Source organism: Winogradskyella sp. 3972H.M.0a.05 (genome assembly GCF_040493455.1).
Classification (GTDB): Bacteria; Bacteroidota; Bacteroidia; order Flavobacteriales; family Flavobacteriaceae; genus Microcosmobacter.
Window position 1 is genome coordinate 108629 of sequence record NZ_JANFDA010000003.1, and the last position, 18993, is coordinate 127621.

The following is an 18993-nucleotide window of genomic DNA, read 5'->3' on the forward strand; positions in this document are numbered from 1 at the left end:
TAAAATTTTTAGACTAACATACTATCTTGGCATCATTCTAGTTATCTTTAAACTATGATTCGATGCCTTTTTTTATGCCTGCTTTTTTGTGGCTTTCTTTCACAAGCTCAACAAGCTGAACACGTTGACTTTTTATCTGTTGATGCTGATCTTTTTTTTGGTCCAAATAAAGGCATGTTGAGTGGAAATGCGAAATACAAGCTGAAGATTTTAAAAGATATTGATTCGGTTTATATTGATAACAGAAATGACATAGAGCATTATGAGATTCATAATAGCAATATGGGATTTGGTCGTAGTAAAGGTGACCATATAATCTTTAAGAAACATGGTGGCTTTAAAAAAGATTCCATTTATAAGTTTAGTCTGGTTTACTTCTCTCATCCTAAAAAAGCAATCTATTTTGTTGATGACCAAATCTGGACTCAAGGACAAGGAAAATATACGAGTAATTGGTTGCCTAGTATAGATGATACGAATGACAAGATTGAATTTGATCTGAATATTACTTACGATAAAGATTATCAAGTTTTAGCGAATGGGAAGCTTGTTGATAAACAAGTAAATGATTCAACCGTAACTTGGCGTTATGATATGAAACACCCAATGCCGAGCTATTTAGTAGCTCTAGCAATTGGAAAATATGATAAGCAAGTTGAATATTCCGAAAGCGGCATTCCTTTAGAATATTACTACTATCCTGAAGATTCCCTAAAGGTTGAACCGACCTATCGTTATACAAAGCGTATGTTCGATTTTATGGAAAAGGAGATAGGCGTTCCATATCCTTGGCAAAATTATAAGCAAGTTCCAGTGAAAGACTTCTTGTATTCTGGGATGGAGAATACAAGTCTTACTATTTTTTCTGATGCTTATGTAGTAGACGATATTGGTTTTAATGATAAAAACTATGTCAATGTTAATGCACACGAATTGGCACATCAGTGGTTTGGAGATTTTGTCACGGCAAAGTCTGGCGAGCATCATTGGTTGCAAGAAGGCTTTGCAACCTACTATGCATTATTAGCCGAGCGCGATATTTTTGGAAACAAGCATTACATCTGGGAATTATATAAGACCGCCCAAGATTTGATGTTACAAGATCAAGCTGGTCAAGGGACTTCGTTGTTGAATCCAAAAGCCAGTAGCCTTACATTTTACCAAAGAGGTGCTTGGGTGCTACACATGCTCCGACAAATGATCGGTGACGATTACTTTAGAATTTCGGTTAAAAACTATTTAGAGGCTTACGCATTTGGTAATGCTACCACAGAAGATTTTATTAATGAAGTAGAAGCAGTCAGTGGTTACGACCTCTCAGCTTTTGTGAATACCTGGATTAAAGCTGAAACATTTCCTTATGATGAAGCTATGGAGCATTTGAAAGCCAAATCAACTTTTATACAAGAGTATTTGATGGTAGATTGCGAATTGAAGACTTCTAAGTGTGAGTATTATTTGAATTCTTGGGCTTCAGATGAAGCTAAAGCTAAAATTGTCAATCAGGTTCCTGAATTAGTTACAGAGGAAGTGTTCAAGAATAACCTGAAGGTAAGGCAAGCTATAGCTAAAAGCCTGAGAACAATTCCGGCTAAATTAAAAACGCCTTACGAAAACCTCTTGAATGATAATTCATACATGACGAAAGAAGCTGCACTAGCAAACCTTTGGGTGAATTTTCCAGAAGAGCGTTCCAAATATCTAGATCAAACCAAATCTGTAATTGGTTTTAATGATAGAAATGTAAGACAGTTGTGGTTGGTTTTAGCTTTAAATACAGAAGCATATCATGACGATTTGAAGCAATCTTACTATGATGAATTGGTGAGTTACACATCTTCAGATTTTGGTTTCGAAACGCGGCAATTAGCGTTTAGTTACCTCAATAGCATGAATGCCTTTAGTGCTGTGTCGCTTCAAAATTTAAAAGATGCCAGTACGCATCATAATTGGCGTTTCAAGAAGTTTGCTAAAGAGTTAATCGAAGTCCTTTCTCAAAATCCTGAGTATAAGAAAATATTAGAAACCAATTGATTTTAAAGGGTTTATTAGCGGATTGGCTAAGAAAGTTGTGCGTTTCTTTAACATTTACCATCTTTGAGTAATCCAAACACTATAAATAACCAACTATGCGTGCTTTAGTCATTTCGGGCGGAGGAAGCAAAGGTGCTTTTGCAGGAGGTGTGGCACAATACCTCATGGAAGACCTGGGAAGAGAGTACGATATGTTTTTGGGTACTTCAACAGGTAGTTTACTGATTCCGCATTTGGCTTGCAACGATATTCCTAAGTTGTATGAGATTTTTACTAATGTTCAACAGCACGATATTTTTAGTATTAGTCCATTTGTACAACGCAAAAAAGGAGATCGTGAGTTTGTGTCTATTGACTTTCTTAATTCGCTTTGGCAATTCATTCGTTTCAAGCGAACATTTGGAGAGAGTAAAGCCTTACGACGAAATATAAAACGTCAGTTTCTAAGAGAAGAATACGAAAAAATCAAGGCGACCAAAACCGAAGTGGTGGTCACGGTGTCCAATCTGTCTAAAAATAGTGTCGAGTATAAGTCGATAAATGATTGCACTTATGAAGAGTTTTGCGATTGGATATGGATTTCGTGTAATTATATTCCATTTATGTCTTTAGCTACGGTTGATGGTTACGAGTATGCTGATGGAGGTCTCGGTTGTGTGGTGCCTATTAGAGAAGCGATACAGCGAGGTGCCACAGAAATCGATGCAATTGTTCTGGAAGCTGAGAATCTCGAAAAACAAAAAGTATTGGGTAAGAACCCATTCTCATTAATGATTAATCTCTTTGGACATCTATTGAACCAGGTTGAACGTGGCGATATTACTATTGGGAAGTTGGCGGCAAAAACCAAAAATGCCAACCTCAATTTGTACTATACGCCAACCAGTCTTACTGAGAATTCATTGATATTCAGTAAACGATTAATGGTAAAATGGTGGCAACAAGGTTACGATCATGCTAAGCAAAAGCATAAGAGTGCTACTGAAGCCGATGAATAAATCAATTAACTTTCAATAAGATTCAACTTATTCATCTTCTCAATTAAATCACCTGTAATAGCAACAACGGCAGGCTTTGGAATATTATCACCATCAAAAGGCCATTTGCTTGTTGGGTTATTCAAATCAGTGGTACGTTCTCCAGGATGTTGAACACTTAAGAATAATGTTTTTCCGTCTGGTGAAAACCAAGGGCCTGTTAGTTCGGCATCTCTTGGTGCTGAGGCTACTCTAATGACTTTTCCGGCATCTTCTCCATATCTTGGGATCACAAACAGGCTATTGTTTTTAAATGGCATATAATACGGTTTATCTGGTCTATTCATAGAACTTCCAGATATGTCTGAGGTCATCCAGAGGTTTCCAGCTAAATCAAACGCTAAATTATCTGGGCAAGAGAATCCGTTTTCTTCGCCACCTGCTATGTAGGTTGAAGCTTTGAAAGTTAGTGCATCAAAGGCGCCATTGGTTTCTTCAATCTTTAGAATAGAACCGTGGTAATCGCCTTTTGGCTTGTTATTGGTCAATGTAACTAATATGTGACCAGTTATGGGGTCAATTTCAATATCTTCTGGACGGTTTAATTCTGTAGCACCTAGTAGTTCTGCAGCTTCTCTGACTCTAATAAGTACTTCAGTCTGGTCTTTAAATTTCTGTTTTAAAATAGGTTGCGTTTCCCAATCTAAAGAAAGCCATTTCCCATTGATGGTATCTGCAACATAAAGTGTCCCATCCTTCAGAGAGCCTGGTTTAGAAGAGATGAATTTATATAAGTATTCGTCGTTTTTATCATCTCCAGAGTAGGCGACAACGCGTTTATCATCTAGTTCGTATAAGGTACAGCATTCATGCGCAAACCTTCCAAGAGCTACATGTTTTTGAGCTTTGCCGCTTTTTGGATCTATTTCAACAACCCATCCATAATGCTCTGTAGGATAGTTATTAAAATGTTCCCAGCCGTGCCAACTTTTCTTATGTGTAGCTACGTTATTGCCATCATATTCTGTTTCACCGTAATAATCGTGGTAGTTCTCTTCGCAGGTCAAAAAAGTATTCCATGGTGTAATACCACCAGAACAATTGCTATGAGTTCCAATTACAGTGGTTTTACCTTTTATAGGACTATCCCAATTAAGTTCAATTGGTGTTTTTGCAGTTATACGCCTATTGTATGGATCATTTTCAACAACCTTCCATCTGCCATTTACTTCTTTAATTCTAACAATACTTCCACCAACATCATACATTTCTTTGTCGACCTGCTCTTTGGTTTTATTCAGCTCTGGGTTTTTGTATTTTCTATGATTGTAACCAGAAACATAAAGCGGATTAATAGATTCATGATTTACCCATAACAATCCATCTTTTGGATTGTTTTTATCTAATGGAATAAAGCAGGTAAAATCATTATTGAACCCAAAGGTATCTTTATCACTAATAGGATCTTGCCATTTTATGATAGTATGGTAATCTAAGCCTTTTGTGAGAAGTAAATCATCTTTATCGGATGCTGGTAGCGCTTCTAGAGTCAGTCTTCTTAATCTTTCTAGAACTTCCTTTGAAGTATTTTTGGTATCTATTGGTGTGGTTGTGCTGCCACAACTAATTAAAAAAGGAGGCATAACCATTGCACCCAAGCTAGCCTTCCCTAAAAAGGAAATGAATTTCCGACGACTGTACTCCATATTATTTTTAGTTCAAGTAATGTTTTTCAATGCAAATTAAATCAGAATAAATATTACTGAAAATATTTTTTTGCCTAAAATAAATTTTACCACTTATTCTAGGTAAATGGATTGGTAAATTATCTAATTCAAGTTGCAACTCTTTTATCTTATTGTTAAGATAATAAGAAAGAATGGAGAATTGACGATTGTCGGTTTGCCACAAGACTTCTGAGCGTTCTTTTTGTCTTGTAACTTCAGTATAAAATTTTTGTAAACCTCGGATATCAGAAAAAGATTGTCCTCCCAATGCATCCAAAATAATTTTGTTATCATCGGAAAGGACAAAATAAATTTTTCTGATGTTATGTTGAATAATCAGCTCTTTTATGTTCTCAATTGTCTCCGTGTCTGATATAAAAGAATTACCAAGAGACGTGTAAAAATAATTTTCATGCTTGAAAGTATCGTTAATAATGGACTCCAAGCAATCAGTTGGACATAAAAGAAAAAGAGCTTTATGCATTATACCACATCTTCTGGATTTGGAAATGGAAATGAAGAGTGGTGTACGTCGATTTTTAATTCACCCTCAATTAACTTGTAACCAAATGTATATTCAACTTTAGCCTCATCACCATTTAAATCTGTGAAATAATAATTGCCCATAGCAATGGCACGGTTTTCCTCTAAAATAAAGCCAGCATTCTCAAATCTAACTTTTGTCCAAGGCTGAATAGCGAAGCCTTTATCTTCTTTACAAGCTCTGTCGTCACCAGCAATAAAGTAAGATAATGCTTCAGGTTTAGTAGGTCTAAATTGTTCTATTGCACACTTGGTAGGTTTAAATAAAACTGGACCTGCTTCAAAGGCATAGCGTTGGCCAAGAAATTCACTTGCATAAGCTTCACATTCTGATCTTTGATCTTTTAACGAACCGATTTTTACTACGCCATTACCCCATTTGGTTTGTGCTTCTAATACGTTTTCTTTAGTAATCATTTTATTATAATTTAAAGTTAATCTTGTTGTTAATGCATATACGCTTTTTGAACTGGCCAGTTGTCTTCGTAGCCCTTTTCCCATTCTTGAGTTTCCAATTCCTTATCAGTAACTAAGCAATTATCTAACTCTTCTTTAATGAGTTGAACATCCATATCCTGACCAATAAAAACAATTTCATTTTTTCGGTCGCCAAAAGTGATATCCCAATCGTGTTCTATTACGTTTTGATTATTGATGAATGAGGGATACTGAAACCGTTCTTGAAATGGCATGCTTGCCCACCAAACGCCAGCGCTATCTGCGCGTAAGGATCCACCAGCCTGCCCCCAAATCAATGCTTGTTCTGGGCGTGATGCTATCCAGAATAAGCCTTTGCTGCGTATTACATTAATTGGGAATTTTTGCTGGATATAGTCTAGGAAACGAACAGGGTCAAACGGTCTCTTGTTTCGATACACAAACGAACTAATTCCATATTCTTCCGTTTCGGGTGTGTGTTCATCTTTATTGAGTTCTTCTATCCAGCCAGCACTTTGTTCGGCCTCTTCAAAATTGAACAAGCCAGTATGCAATATTTCTTTAGGACTGATTTTACTGAATGTCGATTCAATGATTTTTGCAGATGGATTTAATTTTTGAATAGTAGCGCGTAAAACTGCTAGATTTTCTTTTGTTACTAAATCCACCTTGTTTAAAATAATGACATTGGCAAACTCAATTTGATCGGTAAGTAGATTAACAATAGTACGATAGTCACCTTCCATGTCCGTTAAGTTTCTATCCATTAAAGTTTGCGGACTTCCAAAATCTTTAAAAAAGTTAAAGGCATCTACAACCGTAACCATAGTATCTACATAGCTAAATCGAGATAAATCAATACCATTTTCTTCATCTATAAATGAAAAGGTTTGTGCTACAGGAATAGGTTCGCTAATCCCTGTACTCTCAATTAGCAGATAGTCGAATCTGTTTTCTTTTGCCAGTCGTTCCACTTCTACCATTAAATCCTCACGCAGCGTACAGCAGATACAGCCATTGCTCATTTCTACTAATTTTTCTTCGGTACGAGAAAGCGTGTTTTCATTCTTAACCAATTCGGCATCTACGTTTACCTCACTCATATCATTGACAATAACAGCTACTTTTAAACCTTCTTTATTATGCAAAATATGATTAAGCAGGGTCGTTTTTCCTGCACCTAAGAAACCGCTTAGCACGGTTACAGGAAGTTTTTTATCAATCATTCTTCTACGTTTTGACTGTTAATAATGTTTAGAAATTCTCCTCTAGTTGTTTTATTTTCAAAGCTACCTCCATACTCTAAAGTTGTAGTGAAGCTGCTTTTATCTTTTATACCTCTTGAAGACACACAGAGGTGTTTTGCACTGATCATAACTATGACGTCTTCGGTTTCCAAGACATTTTGAAGGTCTTTGAGTATTTGTAGAGCAAGCCTTTCCTGTACTTGTGGTCGGTGCGCATAATAATGGACTAATCGATTTATCTTTGAAAGACCAATCACTTTGTTTTTAGGGATATAGGCAACATGCGCATATCCTATTATTGGTAAAAAATGGTGCTCACAAGCCGAATCTATAGTGATGTTTTGCTCCACAAGCATTTTTCTGTAACCATACTTGTTTTCAAAGGTTGAAAGTTTTGGCTTGTTGGATGGATTGAGGCCATAGAATAACTCTTTTACATACATTTTTGCCACTCGATATGGTGTTCCTGATAGGCTGTCATCAGATAGGTCCAATCCAAGTTCTATCATTATCTTTTCGAAATAGTGCTCAATATTTTTTATTTTCTCACTATCTGATTTATCAAAAGCATCAGGACGTAAAGGTGTCTCTACACTAGTGGCAACATGATTATCGCCTATTATTTCTATTTGTTCTTTATTCATGATTTGTACAGCAGTTATCAGTTTTGCATTGACAGAACTTTAAGTTGTAAAGGTGCAAGGCTACCAGTATTAAAGCTGCTACATATATTGTAGCTCCAGGTAGAGGAAGCCACTGTAGTTTTTCGTTTAGGATCACAACAAAAAGGAATGACCAACTAACCCATAATGCTACTTTCATTATCTCACTAGAAGTTGTTCTTGCTGAGTGATAAACCGCAAAAAATGAAATAGATAAGAATATATAATCTATCCATTGCCACCATATAGGAGCAGCTTCACTACAACTTGCAGAGCATGTTTGGGCTATAAATAGGAGTGGAGTGGCAATACAATGTAGTAAACACAAACCACTAGCCATTGCTCCTAAAGAGTCGGACCTTATAGCTAGTCTATTGGTCATAATTAATTTGATTGATGTAATCTAGATATTTCTCTTTATCAACTTTTATGTCATTGTAGATATCTGGAACCATAATTTGGATTTGGCGATCTACTGTAGTTTGGATTCTATCTCTATACTGTTGATAATTTTCATAATGTGTTTCAGCTTTCTTGTTCAGTTGATTCTGAAAATATGCAACAGGGTTGTACCAGTAAGTACTTTGAATAATAGCATTCTTGGCTTCACTCTCTTTTTGGATAAATCCTAAACTCTCTTTCATCAACTCATTAGTCAACGCCGAAATAGAACGGTTCATCGCCTTGGTATTTCGTAATGTGTCTTTTGCTAAAACAGTATTCTCGATTTTAGGAAACAAAGCATTTAGCTTTGATTGTACGATACTATCTGGCTCATCATACAAGTCTTGGGTTTTGTCTCTTTTTACATCAATATAGTCTACCATTAGATTGGTAGGTTTCTCGATGCTTACCCATTGATGTACCGTTGCAGGAATTATAAACGTGAATATGAGATAAACACCCACCATTTGGAGTGTATTGCTGAGTATGCTTTTTCCTCTTAGTAAAATGATGAAGTAAAAAATACCCCAAAACAATTGATAGAGAAATACAAGAATAACAATATTACCAAAGACGTTACTTTCATTTGCAAATACTCCTGTAAGTGTAGCTCCATAAACCAACAGTAGAATGATAGTAAGAAAGATGAGTATGAAATAAAATAAGACTCTATATAGTAACCAACTGTTTTTAGAGGCGCTCTGTACCAATATCAATTGTAAAAACCCCTGTTCACTTTCATAACTTTTTAGATTATAAATCAAAATCAGTAGAACGAGAGGTAATAAAAACAATATGACAAATGAAAAGTCTAATGTGCCAGTTTGTAAACGTTCTGGATTGGCAATTTCTTCAGCCATATCGGCATCATAAGGACTGCTGTTAAAAGTCACCTTTTTATAAAAACCATATTGCTCAGCTTGACCAATACTGTAGACCATTGCTGGCGATGGCTTTTTAAATTCATAGGTTGATGAGTACCAGACCGCCCAATAAGGTTCCCTCACATTAACCCATGGGCGATCTTTTGGTCCTACATTATTACTCTCGTAATATTCTATAACTTTTTGTTGATCAGTTTCAATCTTCTGATTGATCTTTTCTATTTCTAATTGTTGTTTTTTATACAAGCTTGCGCCATTATGCAAGCCATAGATACCTGCTAATACAAAGAGTAATAGCGCAATTACTTTGAATGGATTTCGTACGAAATGCTTGCCTTCATATAGAAATGTGTTTAACCCTTTCATACAATCCGTATTTTTTTTGCTGCTTGAGATAACAGAACTATGATTAATAATAACCAGAGTGTTATAATTACCAGGTCTAAGATGTAACTCGAGAAAACAGATTTCAATGCAATAGGTCGATAATTAAAATCAGCAACTGATTTAAAAAAAGCATTATCGGCTTTCCAGCTCCAGTCACCAGATTTGGAACCTCCGAAAGCATGCTTGTCATTGAGTATCTTCACCAAATCTCTCCTATAGTGCTCTACTTGCACCAAGAACTCTTGGTGGTGTAGATTATCATTTCCGGCGAAGCCCATGCTCGTATTTTGTAGAGCGATAAATGGATTGATTATTCCTCCAAGTTGAAAGTTTTTCTTTTGTTTGGTCTGTACTTTGCGAAGGTTTCCAAAATGCTTATCCCATACGATATTTCCATATTCTTCATCAGCTTGCATTCTAATGCCATCAAAGTTGATAGGAAGTTGAGAGACCGAATCGACACCGTATTCTCGCAAGACTTTTTCTTTTAACTCTTTCCCTCTTTCATCAGAAGGATTATGACCGTCAATTCCTTTTGAACGGTCTTCAGTCATAGCAGCTTTGAATTCTGCACGGCTTGGAAGTGGATGCCAGCTTTCTACTGAGCTCATTAATATATTGGGGATAAATATGGTCCAAAGAATCCATATAGCTAACATAGAAGTCAATGCTACTGTGGCATTTTGCCAGCGTACAGAAAAGAATATCGTTAAGCCACTTATAATGAAATAATATGCAGCATAGGACAAGAAGAACAAACTTGTTCTTAACAGTGTTTCAGAGTTTAAGCCTTCAAGATTGAGTAGGGCATAGGTTAAGATGACCAAAATAAGAAGGGCTAATCCATACAACCATACTGTTATGGTTTTTGCAATGATCAACGTATATGGTTTTGCTCCTTGGAGCACTAATAATTTTAATCGACCACTTTGTTTTTCGCTGCTAATGGAGTGAAATGCTAAAAAAATGAGCAATAATGGTACAATGAATTGTAGTAATAGTGAACTTTTTAGCTTACCAAACTTAGATATCATTAACATTTGTGAAGCTTCGGAATGCACAATTTCGTTTTGAACATGACCTTCAACACGCAGTACATTACCAGTGACACTATTCACACCCTCATCTAAACTACTCAATAAGTTACTGGGTTTAAATACATAAGTTCCGTAATGAGCTGCACTATGAGGATTCATCTTTTTGATGCCTTCCCATTGCGCTCTCACGTGGTCCTTTGCTGTGTTGTAGGCTTCTGTCTGTTGTTGCGTCTGCTTGTTCCCTAAGAAAAGGGAAGCCAACAATACCAGAGAAAAGCTCAAGCTAATCAAAAGCAAAGCTCTACTGCGGCGTAAATAATGGATTTCGTTTTTAATGATTGTCCACATAACTACATTTAGTTTTTCATAAACTCTAGATATAGTTGTTCAAGCTCATTGGCAGTGACTTCTTTAGATAGAAGTTCTTTCACCAAAACACCTTTTTTCAGAATTCCGATGCGATGGCAAACTTCTCTTACTCGGAAGATATCGTGAGATGCCATTAAGATTGCTGCACCTTCTTCAGCTAATTTTTTGAGTAACTCGGATAATTCGTTACTGGCAAGAGGGTCTAAACCACTGGCAGGTTCGTCCAAAAGAAACACTTCGGCTTTTTTTGCGTAGGCTATTGCGATTCCTACCTTTTGTCGCATACCTTTAGAATAATCAGATACTTTTTGATGATGAGCATTAGCTTGCAACCCGCATTTAGATAGAAAATCAGTAAGTTCACTCTTACTGTAGCTTAGACCAGACAACCGACTGAAATAATCTAAGTTTTCTAACCCTGTTAAGTAAGGATATAAGTTTACATTTTCTGGAATGAAGCCAATGAGTTTCCTAACTTCAGTTGTTTTAGAAGTAGCATTCATTCTATTAATACTAATTGTTCCAGAATCTGGGTTGATAAAGCCCAAAAGCATGTTAATCGTAGTAGATTTCCCTGCTCCATTGGCTCCTAGTAAACCTAAAATTTCTCCTTTTTCGACTTGCAAGCTTAGCTCTTGTATAGCAATGTTTCCCTTGAATGATTTGCTAACGTTTTCAATACTAATCATCAAAATTTAATTAATGCAACTGAGTTGCAAATATAATAAAGAATTTGCTAATGCAATAGAGTTGCGCTAATTTTGCACTTATGGGAATATCTAGAAAAACGAAATCCGTTAAGATTATACTTGACATATTTGAAAATAGCCCAAGCGCTTTATCAGTAGTACAATTGGTAGAAAATCTTAGTGAACATATGAATAAAACTACTGTTTACAGAATTCTTGACCGACTAGAGCAAGACGGTATTGTTCACTCTTTTTTAGGGAATAATGGATTAAAATGGTATGCAAAATGTTCGGATTGTACTTCTCATCATCATTCGGATATACACCCTCATTTTCAATGTAATGATTGTGGAAAGGTTGAATGCCTAACTATAGAGGTTAGTATTCCTAAAATACCAAATCGCGAGATTGAGGTATCCCAAATTTTGATTCAAGGGAAATGCGAAAACTGTTATAGTTAATTCGCTATATAAAATAAGCTATTAACACAGCGGCTATGATCGTTAGTAGTTTTGCGAAGTTGAATTTGTGCCCTTCACTACTTTCAAACAAAATAATCGTAGAAATATGTAAGAAGATACCAATGACTAATGCATTGATATACAATGTATAGTCAGAAAGTTGAGGGACTTCATTAGAAATCCAGGTGCCCAAAGGTGTCATTAAAGCAAAGACCAATAAGAAGGCTACCATTTGTGGCTTACTGAATTTAGATTCTAATAAATACCCTGCAATCAACATTGCTATCGGAACTTTATGAATAATTACACCGTAGACCATATCGTTATGCTGATGAATAGGAAAGCCTTCTAGTAAGCTATGGATACAAAGACTGATAAATAGTAGCCAGGGAAAGCGTCGATTTTCTTCATGGCCATGTAGGTGTCCATGCTCTGCGCCTTTAGATAAAGACTCAAGGAAAATCTGTAATACAATACCGCACATTATCAAAACACCTGTCCATTTGGTATTGAGATGGCCATACACTTCTGGTAATAATTCAAACAATGTGATAGCCAATAAAAATGCACCACTAAACGACAATAGTAGTTTGAAGTGCCTTGGGTTTTTATTCTTATTGAGCACTACAAGAAGTACACCTAAGGCTACGGCATATATAGGAAACAGAAACTTATTCAAAGATGTTTGTTATTTAAAAATTAAAATAAGACGCTCCGAAGTCTTGGCATCAAACTTACGCAATTTATAATCACCAAACACATCGATAAGTTCTACATTGGCTAGTTTGAATAATTTTTTGAAATCTTGAAGAGTGAAAGCTCGCACACGTTCCTGAAACTGATAGAATTCTCCTTCATGATGAAACGTAATGTCCTTTATGATGTAGCCATTTTCCAATCGACGTTTCTGCAGGAAGTCAATCCCATTAACAGTTTTTGTGTTTTCTGGAACGAGATTATCAATGACATATTCAGAATTCATAAAATCAATCACTCCAAAACCAGAAGGGTTCAAATCTTCTTTTATGGCTTTAATGGTGTTGAGATTGCTTTCATCCTTATCAAAATACCCAAAGCTGGTAAAGAGATTAAACACGGCATCAAACTGTCTATTGAAAGGCTTGCACATATCATGCACTTCAAAATGGAGCGTGTCATTTTCAAACTGCTTAGCGTGAGCAATACTATTTTCGGACAAATCGACTCCAGTGACATCAAACCCTAGAGTATTTAAGAACACGGAATGACGTCCTTTACCACAAGCTAAATCCAGAATAGTTGCTTTATTTGGTAGCTTTAGGTAGGCTGTAAGGTTGGACATAAATAGTTCGGCTTCGCTATGATCTCTATCCTTATACAGAATATGATAAAACGGTGTATCAAACCACGAAGCATACCAAGTCGATTGTTCTTTGAGCATAACCTATTTGTTACTGCAAAAATAACGCTATTTTTGCAACCGATTAGACGAGAGGAATGGACAATAATTTCAAGATGGTCGCTAAGACCTTGTATGGATTCGAAGATCTTTTAGCTAAAGAGCTACTGCAACTAGGTGCGCAAGACGTAAAAAAAGGCGTGCGTAATGTGAGCTTTGTTGGCGACAAAGGCTTTATGTATAAGGCTAATTTGGGATTGCGTACAGCTATTAAAATCTTGAAACCGATAAAAACCTTTCGTATATTCAATGAAAAGGACCTCTACAATAAAGTCTACAAGATCAATTGGGAAGAATATCTTAAGCCTGAGGGCTCTTTAGCAGTTGATGCTACAGTGCATTCGCAAATCTTTAAGCACTCTAAGTTTATCGCACTTAAGACCAAGGATGCTGTTGTAGATCGTTTTAGAGATAATACAGGAAACAGACCGAATGTAGATTTGCGCTTTCCAGACCTTAAGATCAATGTACATATCGATAAGCAGTTGTGTACGATTTCTTTGGATACGTCTGGTGAGTCCTTACATAGACGTGGCTATAAAACGGCTACGAACATTGCACCAATAAGTGAAGTGTTAGCCGCAGGTATGATTATGCTTACAGGTTGGGATGGACAAAGCGATTTTATTGACCCTATGTGTGGTAGTGGAACTATTTTGGCTGAAGCGGCTATGATAGCGTGTAACATTCCGCCGAACTTAATGCGTAAGGAGTTTGCTTTTGAGCGTTGGCAAGATTGGGATGTGGATCTGTTTGAAAAAATAGAGGAAAGTCTCCTTAAGAAAACCAGAGATTTCCATCATAAGATACTAGGTTACGATAAGTCGCCTTCTGCGGTTAGAAAAGCTAAGGAGAATGTAAAGAATGCACACTTGGATGAATTTATCTCAGTGAAGCATGAAGACTTCTTTAAAACCCAACGTGCAGGCACCGAGAAATTGCATATGGTCTTTAATCCACCGTATGGTGAACGCTTAGAACGCTTGAACGTCCCAGAGTTTTATGGACAAATAGGAACAACTTTAAAACATGGTTACCCAAATACCAATGCCTGGCTGATTACTTCTAATCTTGAAGCCTTAAAGCATGTTGGCTTACGACCTTCTCGAAAAATAAAACTCTTTAATGCTAAGCTGGAAAGTCGCTTGGTTAAGTACGAAATGTACGAAGGCAGTAAGAAGGCGAAGAAGCAATAAAGGGTTTGTCATTCAGCACTACTATGCGGAATCCATAAAAGAGTCAAAAGGATCCTGAATCAAGTTCAGGATGACAAAAGTTCTCGTTAAATACGAAATGTACGAAGGCAGTAAAAAGGCGAAGAAACAGTAGGTCTAAGAAGTAAGTGAAAATAAGCAATTGCTTATGCCCATTGCTATGTGAAGCTTATTTTTTGGTTTCAAATTTATTTAAGGTTTTTATAATTTTTTTCAATTTTTTATTTCTCAAGCTCAAACTGGGTTGTATGCCTAATAACTTTTCGAAAAAACTCACCTTAGTTTGAGAGCTATATTTAAATGCTTCAAAAACAGAATTTTCCCCACAATGAATAAAAGCAAATACATCTGCTAAATGTTCGGAATTAATTCTGATTTTTCTTATCCAAAAAACTGTTATGAATATAGATAATAGTGTAAACGAGTTCTGCATAATGCTTAATATCATTAAGGCCTTGGATTTTGAAAGATAGGATGACGTATTTGAATAATAAGAAAAATCTGAATTACCAGTAAATAAAGCACTTTTATGCACAGAAAGTTCGTTAGAAATAGATATAAGGTTAAATATTGATATTACTATAATAGCACAAAGTAAAATAAAAGTGATAGGAACCATTTTTTTTAAATAACCTGCCTGGTATGCCGCGATAAGTTTTAGGTGAGTAGTATCTTTTTGAAGAATATGCCCAAATTCATGTATAAGAATTGATTTTGCAATATCTTGATTTTTTCTATAGAATTTAACAAAACCTATGGGTATAATAAGAGTATTTTTATTTTTTCCTTTAAACACGCTCGGACCAATTGAAAAGTCCTTGGTGTTAATATAAATATTAATTGAATCAAGATTAAATCGAATACTTCTACGTATGCTCATGAATAGAAGGTCTAGAGAAAATGACTCCTTTTTGTTATACGGAATATTTGACTTTTTGTTTTCAATTTTGATTATAGATTTCCTAATCTCTGCTCGAACTAAAATAAAGAGAAGGGTAAGTCCAATAAGAAATGATATTAGGTAAATAACGCCTTCATCATTGTTTAAAAGCCCGTTAACTATTCCTATCAAGAACGCTATTACAGCGATTATAATATTAAGAATAAAAACTCCCTTAAAAATATTACTGCTTGCCTCATTCCGTGAGGCTTTCAATTCCCAATATTTAATAGCCTTTTTATTACTTTTTTTTAGATTTATCACTTGTAACAATTTCTAAAATTTCTTTCGAATATTTTGATGACATCTCTGAGGCTATTTCTTTTGAGACACCAATCTTTATTAAATCTTTTTTCCAAATATCTTCAATTTCCGTAATGTCTGGTTTTCTATCCTTTTTTATCTTCAAAAATTGAGCTAATAAATTCAAGAATTTAATTAGTAGCTCAGCGGACTTGAACATATTGTCTAAATCATCACCCCATTGAAATTGTCCTTTTTTTGAGTCTGTATTTAAATTGATTGTACCAGAACTATAAAATTCATCTAGATATGAATCTTGAATTAAAGAAAATTCAGGGAATTCATCTGGAAATAGTTCGAGCGCTATTTCGCTTGTTAGATTTCTAATTTGATTTTTATTCATTATCGATAGTATAAATATTTCATAATCTTTAATTAGCTCAACATCTCCAGCCAGCATAGTAGATTCAATGCCACACTACGATCTCGAATATGAGTAGTTGCGCGAGTTAGCACTTATCTTTACAAGTACACACCAAACTGAAAATCCGCAGAAATTTTCAGAAGTGATGGATTGAGCCTGTCGAAGGCTAGGCGAGAACAAGCAATTACTTATAGCCATTGTTATAAGGAGTTATTTTTCAGGTATTCTTTCTCTCAACTTAATAGCTCTTTCCTTAGTTTTTTCTCCATTAACTTCAGCCTTTTTGCTAAATTCAGTTATTAAGCTAGAATATTTTAATAATGTTGCTTTGTTAAGATGTGAAAGAGTTACCAAAGCATTATATATTCCATCTTTGTTTGATAAATTCTGTTCGCCAAAATCAATTATTGAAATTACTATTTCTTGGTCATTTTTCCATCCAGTCATTATTTCTTGGTAAGATGATAGCCGAATAGACTTATCTTCACTAAATAGTCCTTCTGCAAGCTTGTTTCTTTTATCTTTTAGAGTTTTATTGGCAAATTCCTTTAATTCTTGCTCTTCATCTGATTCAGATACTACTTTGACTAATTGAGGTCCTTCTTCAGGTAAAGCGATTAGTATCGATTGTATTGCTAGCTTTTTTCTTTTTGGACTATCACTTAAAAGAGCTTCAAAAAATGATGATACTAAATTAACCTGACCTACTTTCGAATTTGTGATTGAAACTTGTCTTTGGTGGTCAAATTGATTATTCTGTATTTCCATTTCTGCTTTATGTTGCATTACTGCAAAAATGTGTCCAGCATAGGCGATGGCAATAGGAATTAATATCCCAGAAAGTATTTTTAATTTATCCCAAATATCTTTTTTTTCCGTTCCCATTCCTTTATGTTTTAATTGCACCTAACGGTCTGTGTATGGTACGTATCCCGAAGAGTATACACTATATACCTTGTTGTATACTGTTATTGTTTTTGTTTTAATAGAGTAAATAGCCCTTTACTGTCAAATTCATAGTTAGACATCACTTTTCTGGTTTCTTCATTAGTATCAAATTCAGGGTCAGATAGAAGCATTACCACGTCCATCATACTTAAAGTCTCTAATTTCTCTAATTTTTCACCTATCAACATTAGTTTTCTACATAAGGGGCCGATTGAGGTACCCTCAGGAAAGAGAGGATCAATAGTAACTTTTGTGGTTGTCCCTGGCATTGTAGCAAATACAACCGGATTATTTGTCCGATATTCATTCATAAATCTTAATACAGAGGCTATATCTTTAAAGTTTTGTGTAGCTGTAGTGCTCAAATAATTTTCTAATACCGAAAACTTTTCTTCTTTGCCTTCATAACAAGCGTCAATTAAGCACATATATTGAATTCCAGATTCAGAAAACAAATCTGTAATTTCTCCCAAGTAAAGAAGTTCGCTACTCAACTTATCCAAGTCCAAAGCAAGTGGATCATTTGAAAGGTTTTTTGGTTTTTTGTTAAAATCCCCTGGAACAAGAAATTGATTCCAAGCGATTCCTTCAGAAATACCATGGCCACAATAGTAAAACAGCAACAAAGGATTTTTGGCTTTTGATTTTTTGGCTAATTTGATCATAGCTTTTATTTCTCGAACTATCATTGTTTTAGTCACAGGCTTACCTGCCTCAGACCGAAGCATACTTCCTTTTCCATTAGATTTATTTGAAAATAGTTCGTGAACATATCTGGAACTTCGTCTTGCACCATTAATATCATCAAATGACTCATATCCATCAGGTATGTTTTCTTTCTCATAATGTGCAGAAGCAACTGATAAATAATAGACATCAAATTCTTGAGCTCTTGTTATAAATGTTATTTGAATAAATAAAAGAAGAAGTATTATCTGTTTCATTCTTTTGGTTTTAACTCTTGCCATGTTTTATCTGAACTAATTCGACATGCCTTAGCAAGTTCATTTGCTTTATATTTTAGTTTTCTTTGACTGTTAGGATCCTCAGGAACAAAATCAATGATAGCATAATAAAAGTCTTTCATTGCTCTAGATACCGTTGAGTCTTCAACCATAATCATTTCTCCCCAATACAAGCCTCCAAACTTTTTAACATTTTCTTCAAACTCTTTATCATACGGATTCATAGCAATTAGTCCTGCATATCTACAGGCTTCTGTATATGTATTTAATTGTTTTTGCCAAATACTTCTCTTAAACTCCATATAATTTTCATGAGATTGACTGTGGAAATATTGAAATATGCCTATACTAATTGTTAATAGTGTTAGAAATGCACCAATTATCTTGACCCATAGGTCACCTACCTTGAGTTTAAATTCTTTTTGATTTGATTCAAGGTTGTCTTTAGGTATCTCTTCAGTACTTTCAGTCATCTATAAAATGCTTTAGTATAATATCCTCGCTTTCGTCAATTTTGTTATGCAAGGACTCCATAGTTCTTAATTTTGTTTCCAAATACTCACCTCTATTGAGCATTACAAGATAATATCGTTCATTATTGAATTTAATCCACCAATCATAAGGAGAATCTTTTTCTAATGAATATTGATATTCCTTTTCCTCCCAAGTGCCATTAACACACTCCTTAATAATTATTTTTTTTGATTTATAGAAGGTGTATGCTTTTCCCTTTTCGCAAGTGGTGTTTCCACCCATGTTGATATCATATTTAACAAAAAACCACAATTTGTAATGATTGCCTGATAAATGATTTAATACATCATTTTCACTATCAAATTGAGCAAAGCCTATGGTTGGGAGCAAACAGAGTAAAATGAAATAATTTTTCATGCTTCGGATTTTTATGTTTGTCTTCTTTTGT

General features: G+C 35.2%; 21 protein-coding genes. 4 read left to right on the top strand and 17 right to left on the bottom strand.

What is annotated here, in order from left to right:
• Positions 1-54: 54 nt before the first annotated feature.
• The gene (locus NCE97_RS07440) at positions 55-2034 is read left to right on the top strand and encodes a M1 family metallopeptidase (protein WP_353778370.1); all 1980 of its coding nucleotides are present in this window, start codon (positions 55-57) and stop codon (positions 2032-2034) included.
• A 95-nt stretch (positions 2035-2129) separates the two neighbouring features.
• Complete coding sequence (locus NCE97_RS07445) at positions 2130-3032, top strand: patatin-like phospholipase family protein (protein ID WP_353778371.1); 903 nt, start codon at positions 2130-2132, stop codon at positions 3030-3032.
• Between the two features lie 5 nt (positions 3033-3037).
• Here NCE97_RS07445 and NCE97_RS07450 read toward each other — a convergent pair whose 3' ends face one another.
• From NCE97_RS07450 to NCE97_RS07490, 9 genes are read right to left on the bottom strand one after another with little or no spacing between them, the layout of a single operon-like run.
• Positions 3038-4717: a PhoX family protein gene (locus NCE97_RS07450; protein WP_353778373.1), complete on the bottom strand. Its 1680-nt coding sequence runs from the start codon at positions 4715-4717 to the stop codon at positions 3038-3040.
• 7 nt (positions 4718-4724) lie between these two features.
• Complete coding sequence (locus NCE97_RS07455) at positions 4725-5222, bottom strand: hypothetical protein (protein WP_353778374.1); 498 nt, start codon at positions 5220-5222, stop codon at positions 4725-4727.
• On the bottom strand, positions 5222-5698 hold the full coding sequence (locus tag NCE97_RS07460; protein WP_353778375.1) for a metal-independent carbonic anhydrase family protein: 477 nt from the start codon (positions 5696-5698) through the stop codon (positions 5222-5224). The genes NCE97_RS07455 and NCE97_RS07460 overlap by 1 nt, the downstream gene beginning before the upstream one ends.
• Before the next feature lie 29 nt (positions 5699-5727).
• Entirely contained in the window at positions 5728-6945 is a 1218-nt protein-coding gene (locus NCE97_RS07465; RefSeq protein ID WP_353778377.1) for a GTP-binding protein, read from the bottom strand.
• On the bottom strand, positions 6942-7610 hold the full coding sequence (gene folE / locus NCE97_RS07470; protein WP_353778378.1) for a GTP cyclohydrolase I FolE: 669 nt from the start codon (positions 7608-7610) through the stop codon (positions 6942-6944). The genes NCE97_RS07465 and folE overlap by 4 nt, the downstream gene beginning before the upstream one ends.
• Positions 7603-8010, bottom strand: a complete 408-nt coding sequence (locus tag NCE97_RS07475; RefSeq protein WP_353778379.1) for a MerC domain-containing protein — start codon at positions 8008-8010, stop codon at positions 7603-7605. Before NCE97_RS07475 ends, folE begins: the two co-directional genes overlap by 8 nt.
• On the bottom strand, positions 8000-9322 hold the full coding sequence (locus NCE97_RS07480; RefSeq protein ID WP_353778380.1) for a hypothetical protein: 1323 nt from the start codon (positions 9320-9322) through the stop codon (positions 8000-8002). The genes NCE97_RS07475 and NCE97_RS07480 overlap by 11 nt, the downstream gene beginning before the upstream one ends.
• Entirely contained in the window at positions 9319-10728 is a 1410-nt protein-coding gene (locus tag NCE97_RS07485) for an ABC transporter permease (protein WP_353778381.1), read from the bottom strand. Before NCE97_RS07485 ends, NCE97_RS07480 begins: the two co-directional genes overlap by 4 nt.
• Positions 10729-10736: 8 nt before the next feature.
• On the bottom strand, positions 10737-11438 hold the full coding sequence (locus NCE97_RS07490; RefSeq protein ID WP_353778382.1) for an ABC transporter ATP-binding protein: 702 nt from the start codon (positions 11436-11438) through the stop codon (positions 10737-10739).
• Positions 11439-11518: 80 nt separating this feature from the next.
• Here NCE97_RS07490 and NCE97_RS07495 point away from each other — a divergent pair, with 80 nt between their 5' ends.
• Entirely contained in the window at positions 11519-11899 is a 381-nt protein-coding gene (locus tag NCE97_RS07495) for a Fur family transcriptional regulator (protein ID WP_353778383.1), read from the top strand.
• Between the two features lie 4 nt (positions 11900-11903).
• Here the strand turns inward: NCE97_RS07495 and NCE97_RS07500 are convergent, their stop codons facing one another.
• Entirely contained in the window at positions 11904-12578 is a 675-nt protein-coding gene (locus NCE97_RS07500; RefSeq protein WP_353778384.1) for a ZIP family metal transporter, read from the bottom strand.
• A 9-nt stretch (positions 12579-12587) separates the two neighbouring features.
• Positions 12588-13319: a class I SAM-dependent methyltransferase gene (locus tag NCE97_RS07505; RefSeq protein ID WP_353778385.1), complete on the bottom strand. Its 732-nt coding sequence runs from the start codon at positions 13317-13319 to the stop codon at positions 12588-12590.
• Between the two features lie 56 nt (positions 13320-13375).
• Between NCE97_RS07505 and NCE97_RS07510 the strand changes: the two genes are divergently transcribed.
• On the top strand, positions 13376-14533 hold the full coding sequence (locus NCE97_RS07510) for a THUMP domain-containing class I SAM-dependent RNA methyltransferase (RefSeq protein ID WP_353778387.1): 1158 nt from the start codon (positions 13376-13378) through the stop codon (positions 14531-14533).
• A 187-nt stretch (positions 14534-14720) separates the two neighbouring features.
• Here the strand turns inward: NCE97_RS07510 and NCE97_RS07515 are convergent, their stop codons facing one another.
• From NCE97_RS07515 to NCE97_RS07540, 6 genes are all read right to left on the bottom strand, one after another.
• Positions 14721-15755, bottom strand: a complete 1035-nt coding sequence (locus tag NCE97_RS07515) for a M48 family metalloprotease (RefSeq protein ID WP_353778388.1) — start codon at positions 15753-15755, stop codon at positions 14721-14723.
• Complete coding sequence (locus NCE97_RS07520) at positions 15733-16137, bottom strand: hypothetical protein (RefSeq protein WP_353778389.1); 405 nt, start codon at positions 16135-16137, stop codon at positions 15733-15735. The genes NCE97_RS07515 and NCE97_RS07520 overlap by 23 nt, the downstream gene beginning before the upstream one ends.
• A 231-nt stretch (positions 16138-16368) precedes the next feature.
• Positions 16369-17043, bottom strand: a complete 675-nt coding sequence (locus NCE97_RS07525) for a hypothetical protein (RefSeq protein WP_353778391.1) — start codon at positions 17041-17043, stop codon at positions 16369-16371.
• A gap of 83 nt (positions 17044-17126) precedes the next feature.
• On the bottom strand, positions 17127-18050 hold the full coding sequence (locus NCE97_RS07530; RefSeq protein ID WP_353778392.1) for a hypothetical protein: 924 nt from the start codon (positions 18048-18050) through the stop codon (positions 17127-17129).
• Complete coding sequence (locus NCE97_RS07535; RefSeq protein ID WP_353778393.1) at positions 18047-18544, bottom strand: hypothetical protein; 498 nt, start codon at positions 18542-18544, stop codon at positions 18047-18049. Before NCE97_RS07535 ends, NCE97_RS07530 begins: the two co-directional genes overlap by 4 nt.
• Entirely contained in the window at positions 18537-18962 is a 426-nt protein-coding gene (locus tag NCE97_RS07540; RefSeq protein WP_353778395.1) for a hypothetical protein, read from the bottom strand. Before NCE97_RS07540 ends, NCE97_RS07535 begins: the two co-directional genes overlap by 8 nt.
• Between the last annotated feature and the right edge of the window lie 31 nt (positions 18963-18993).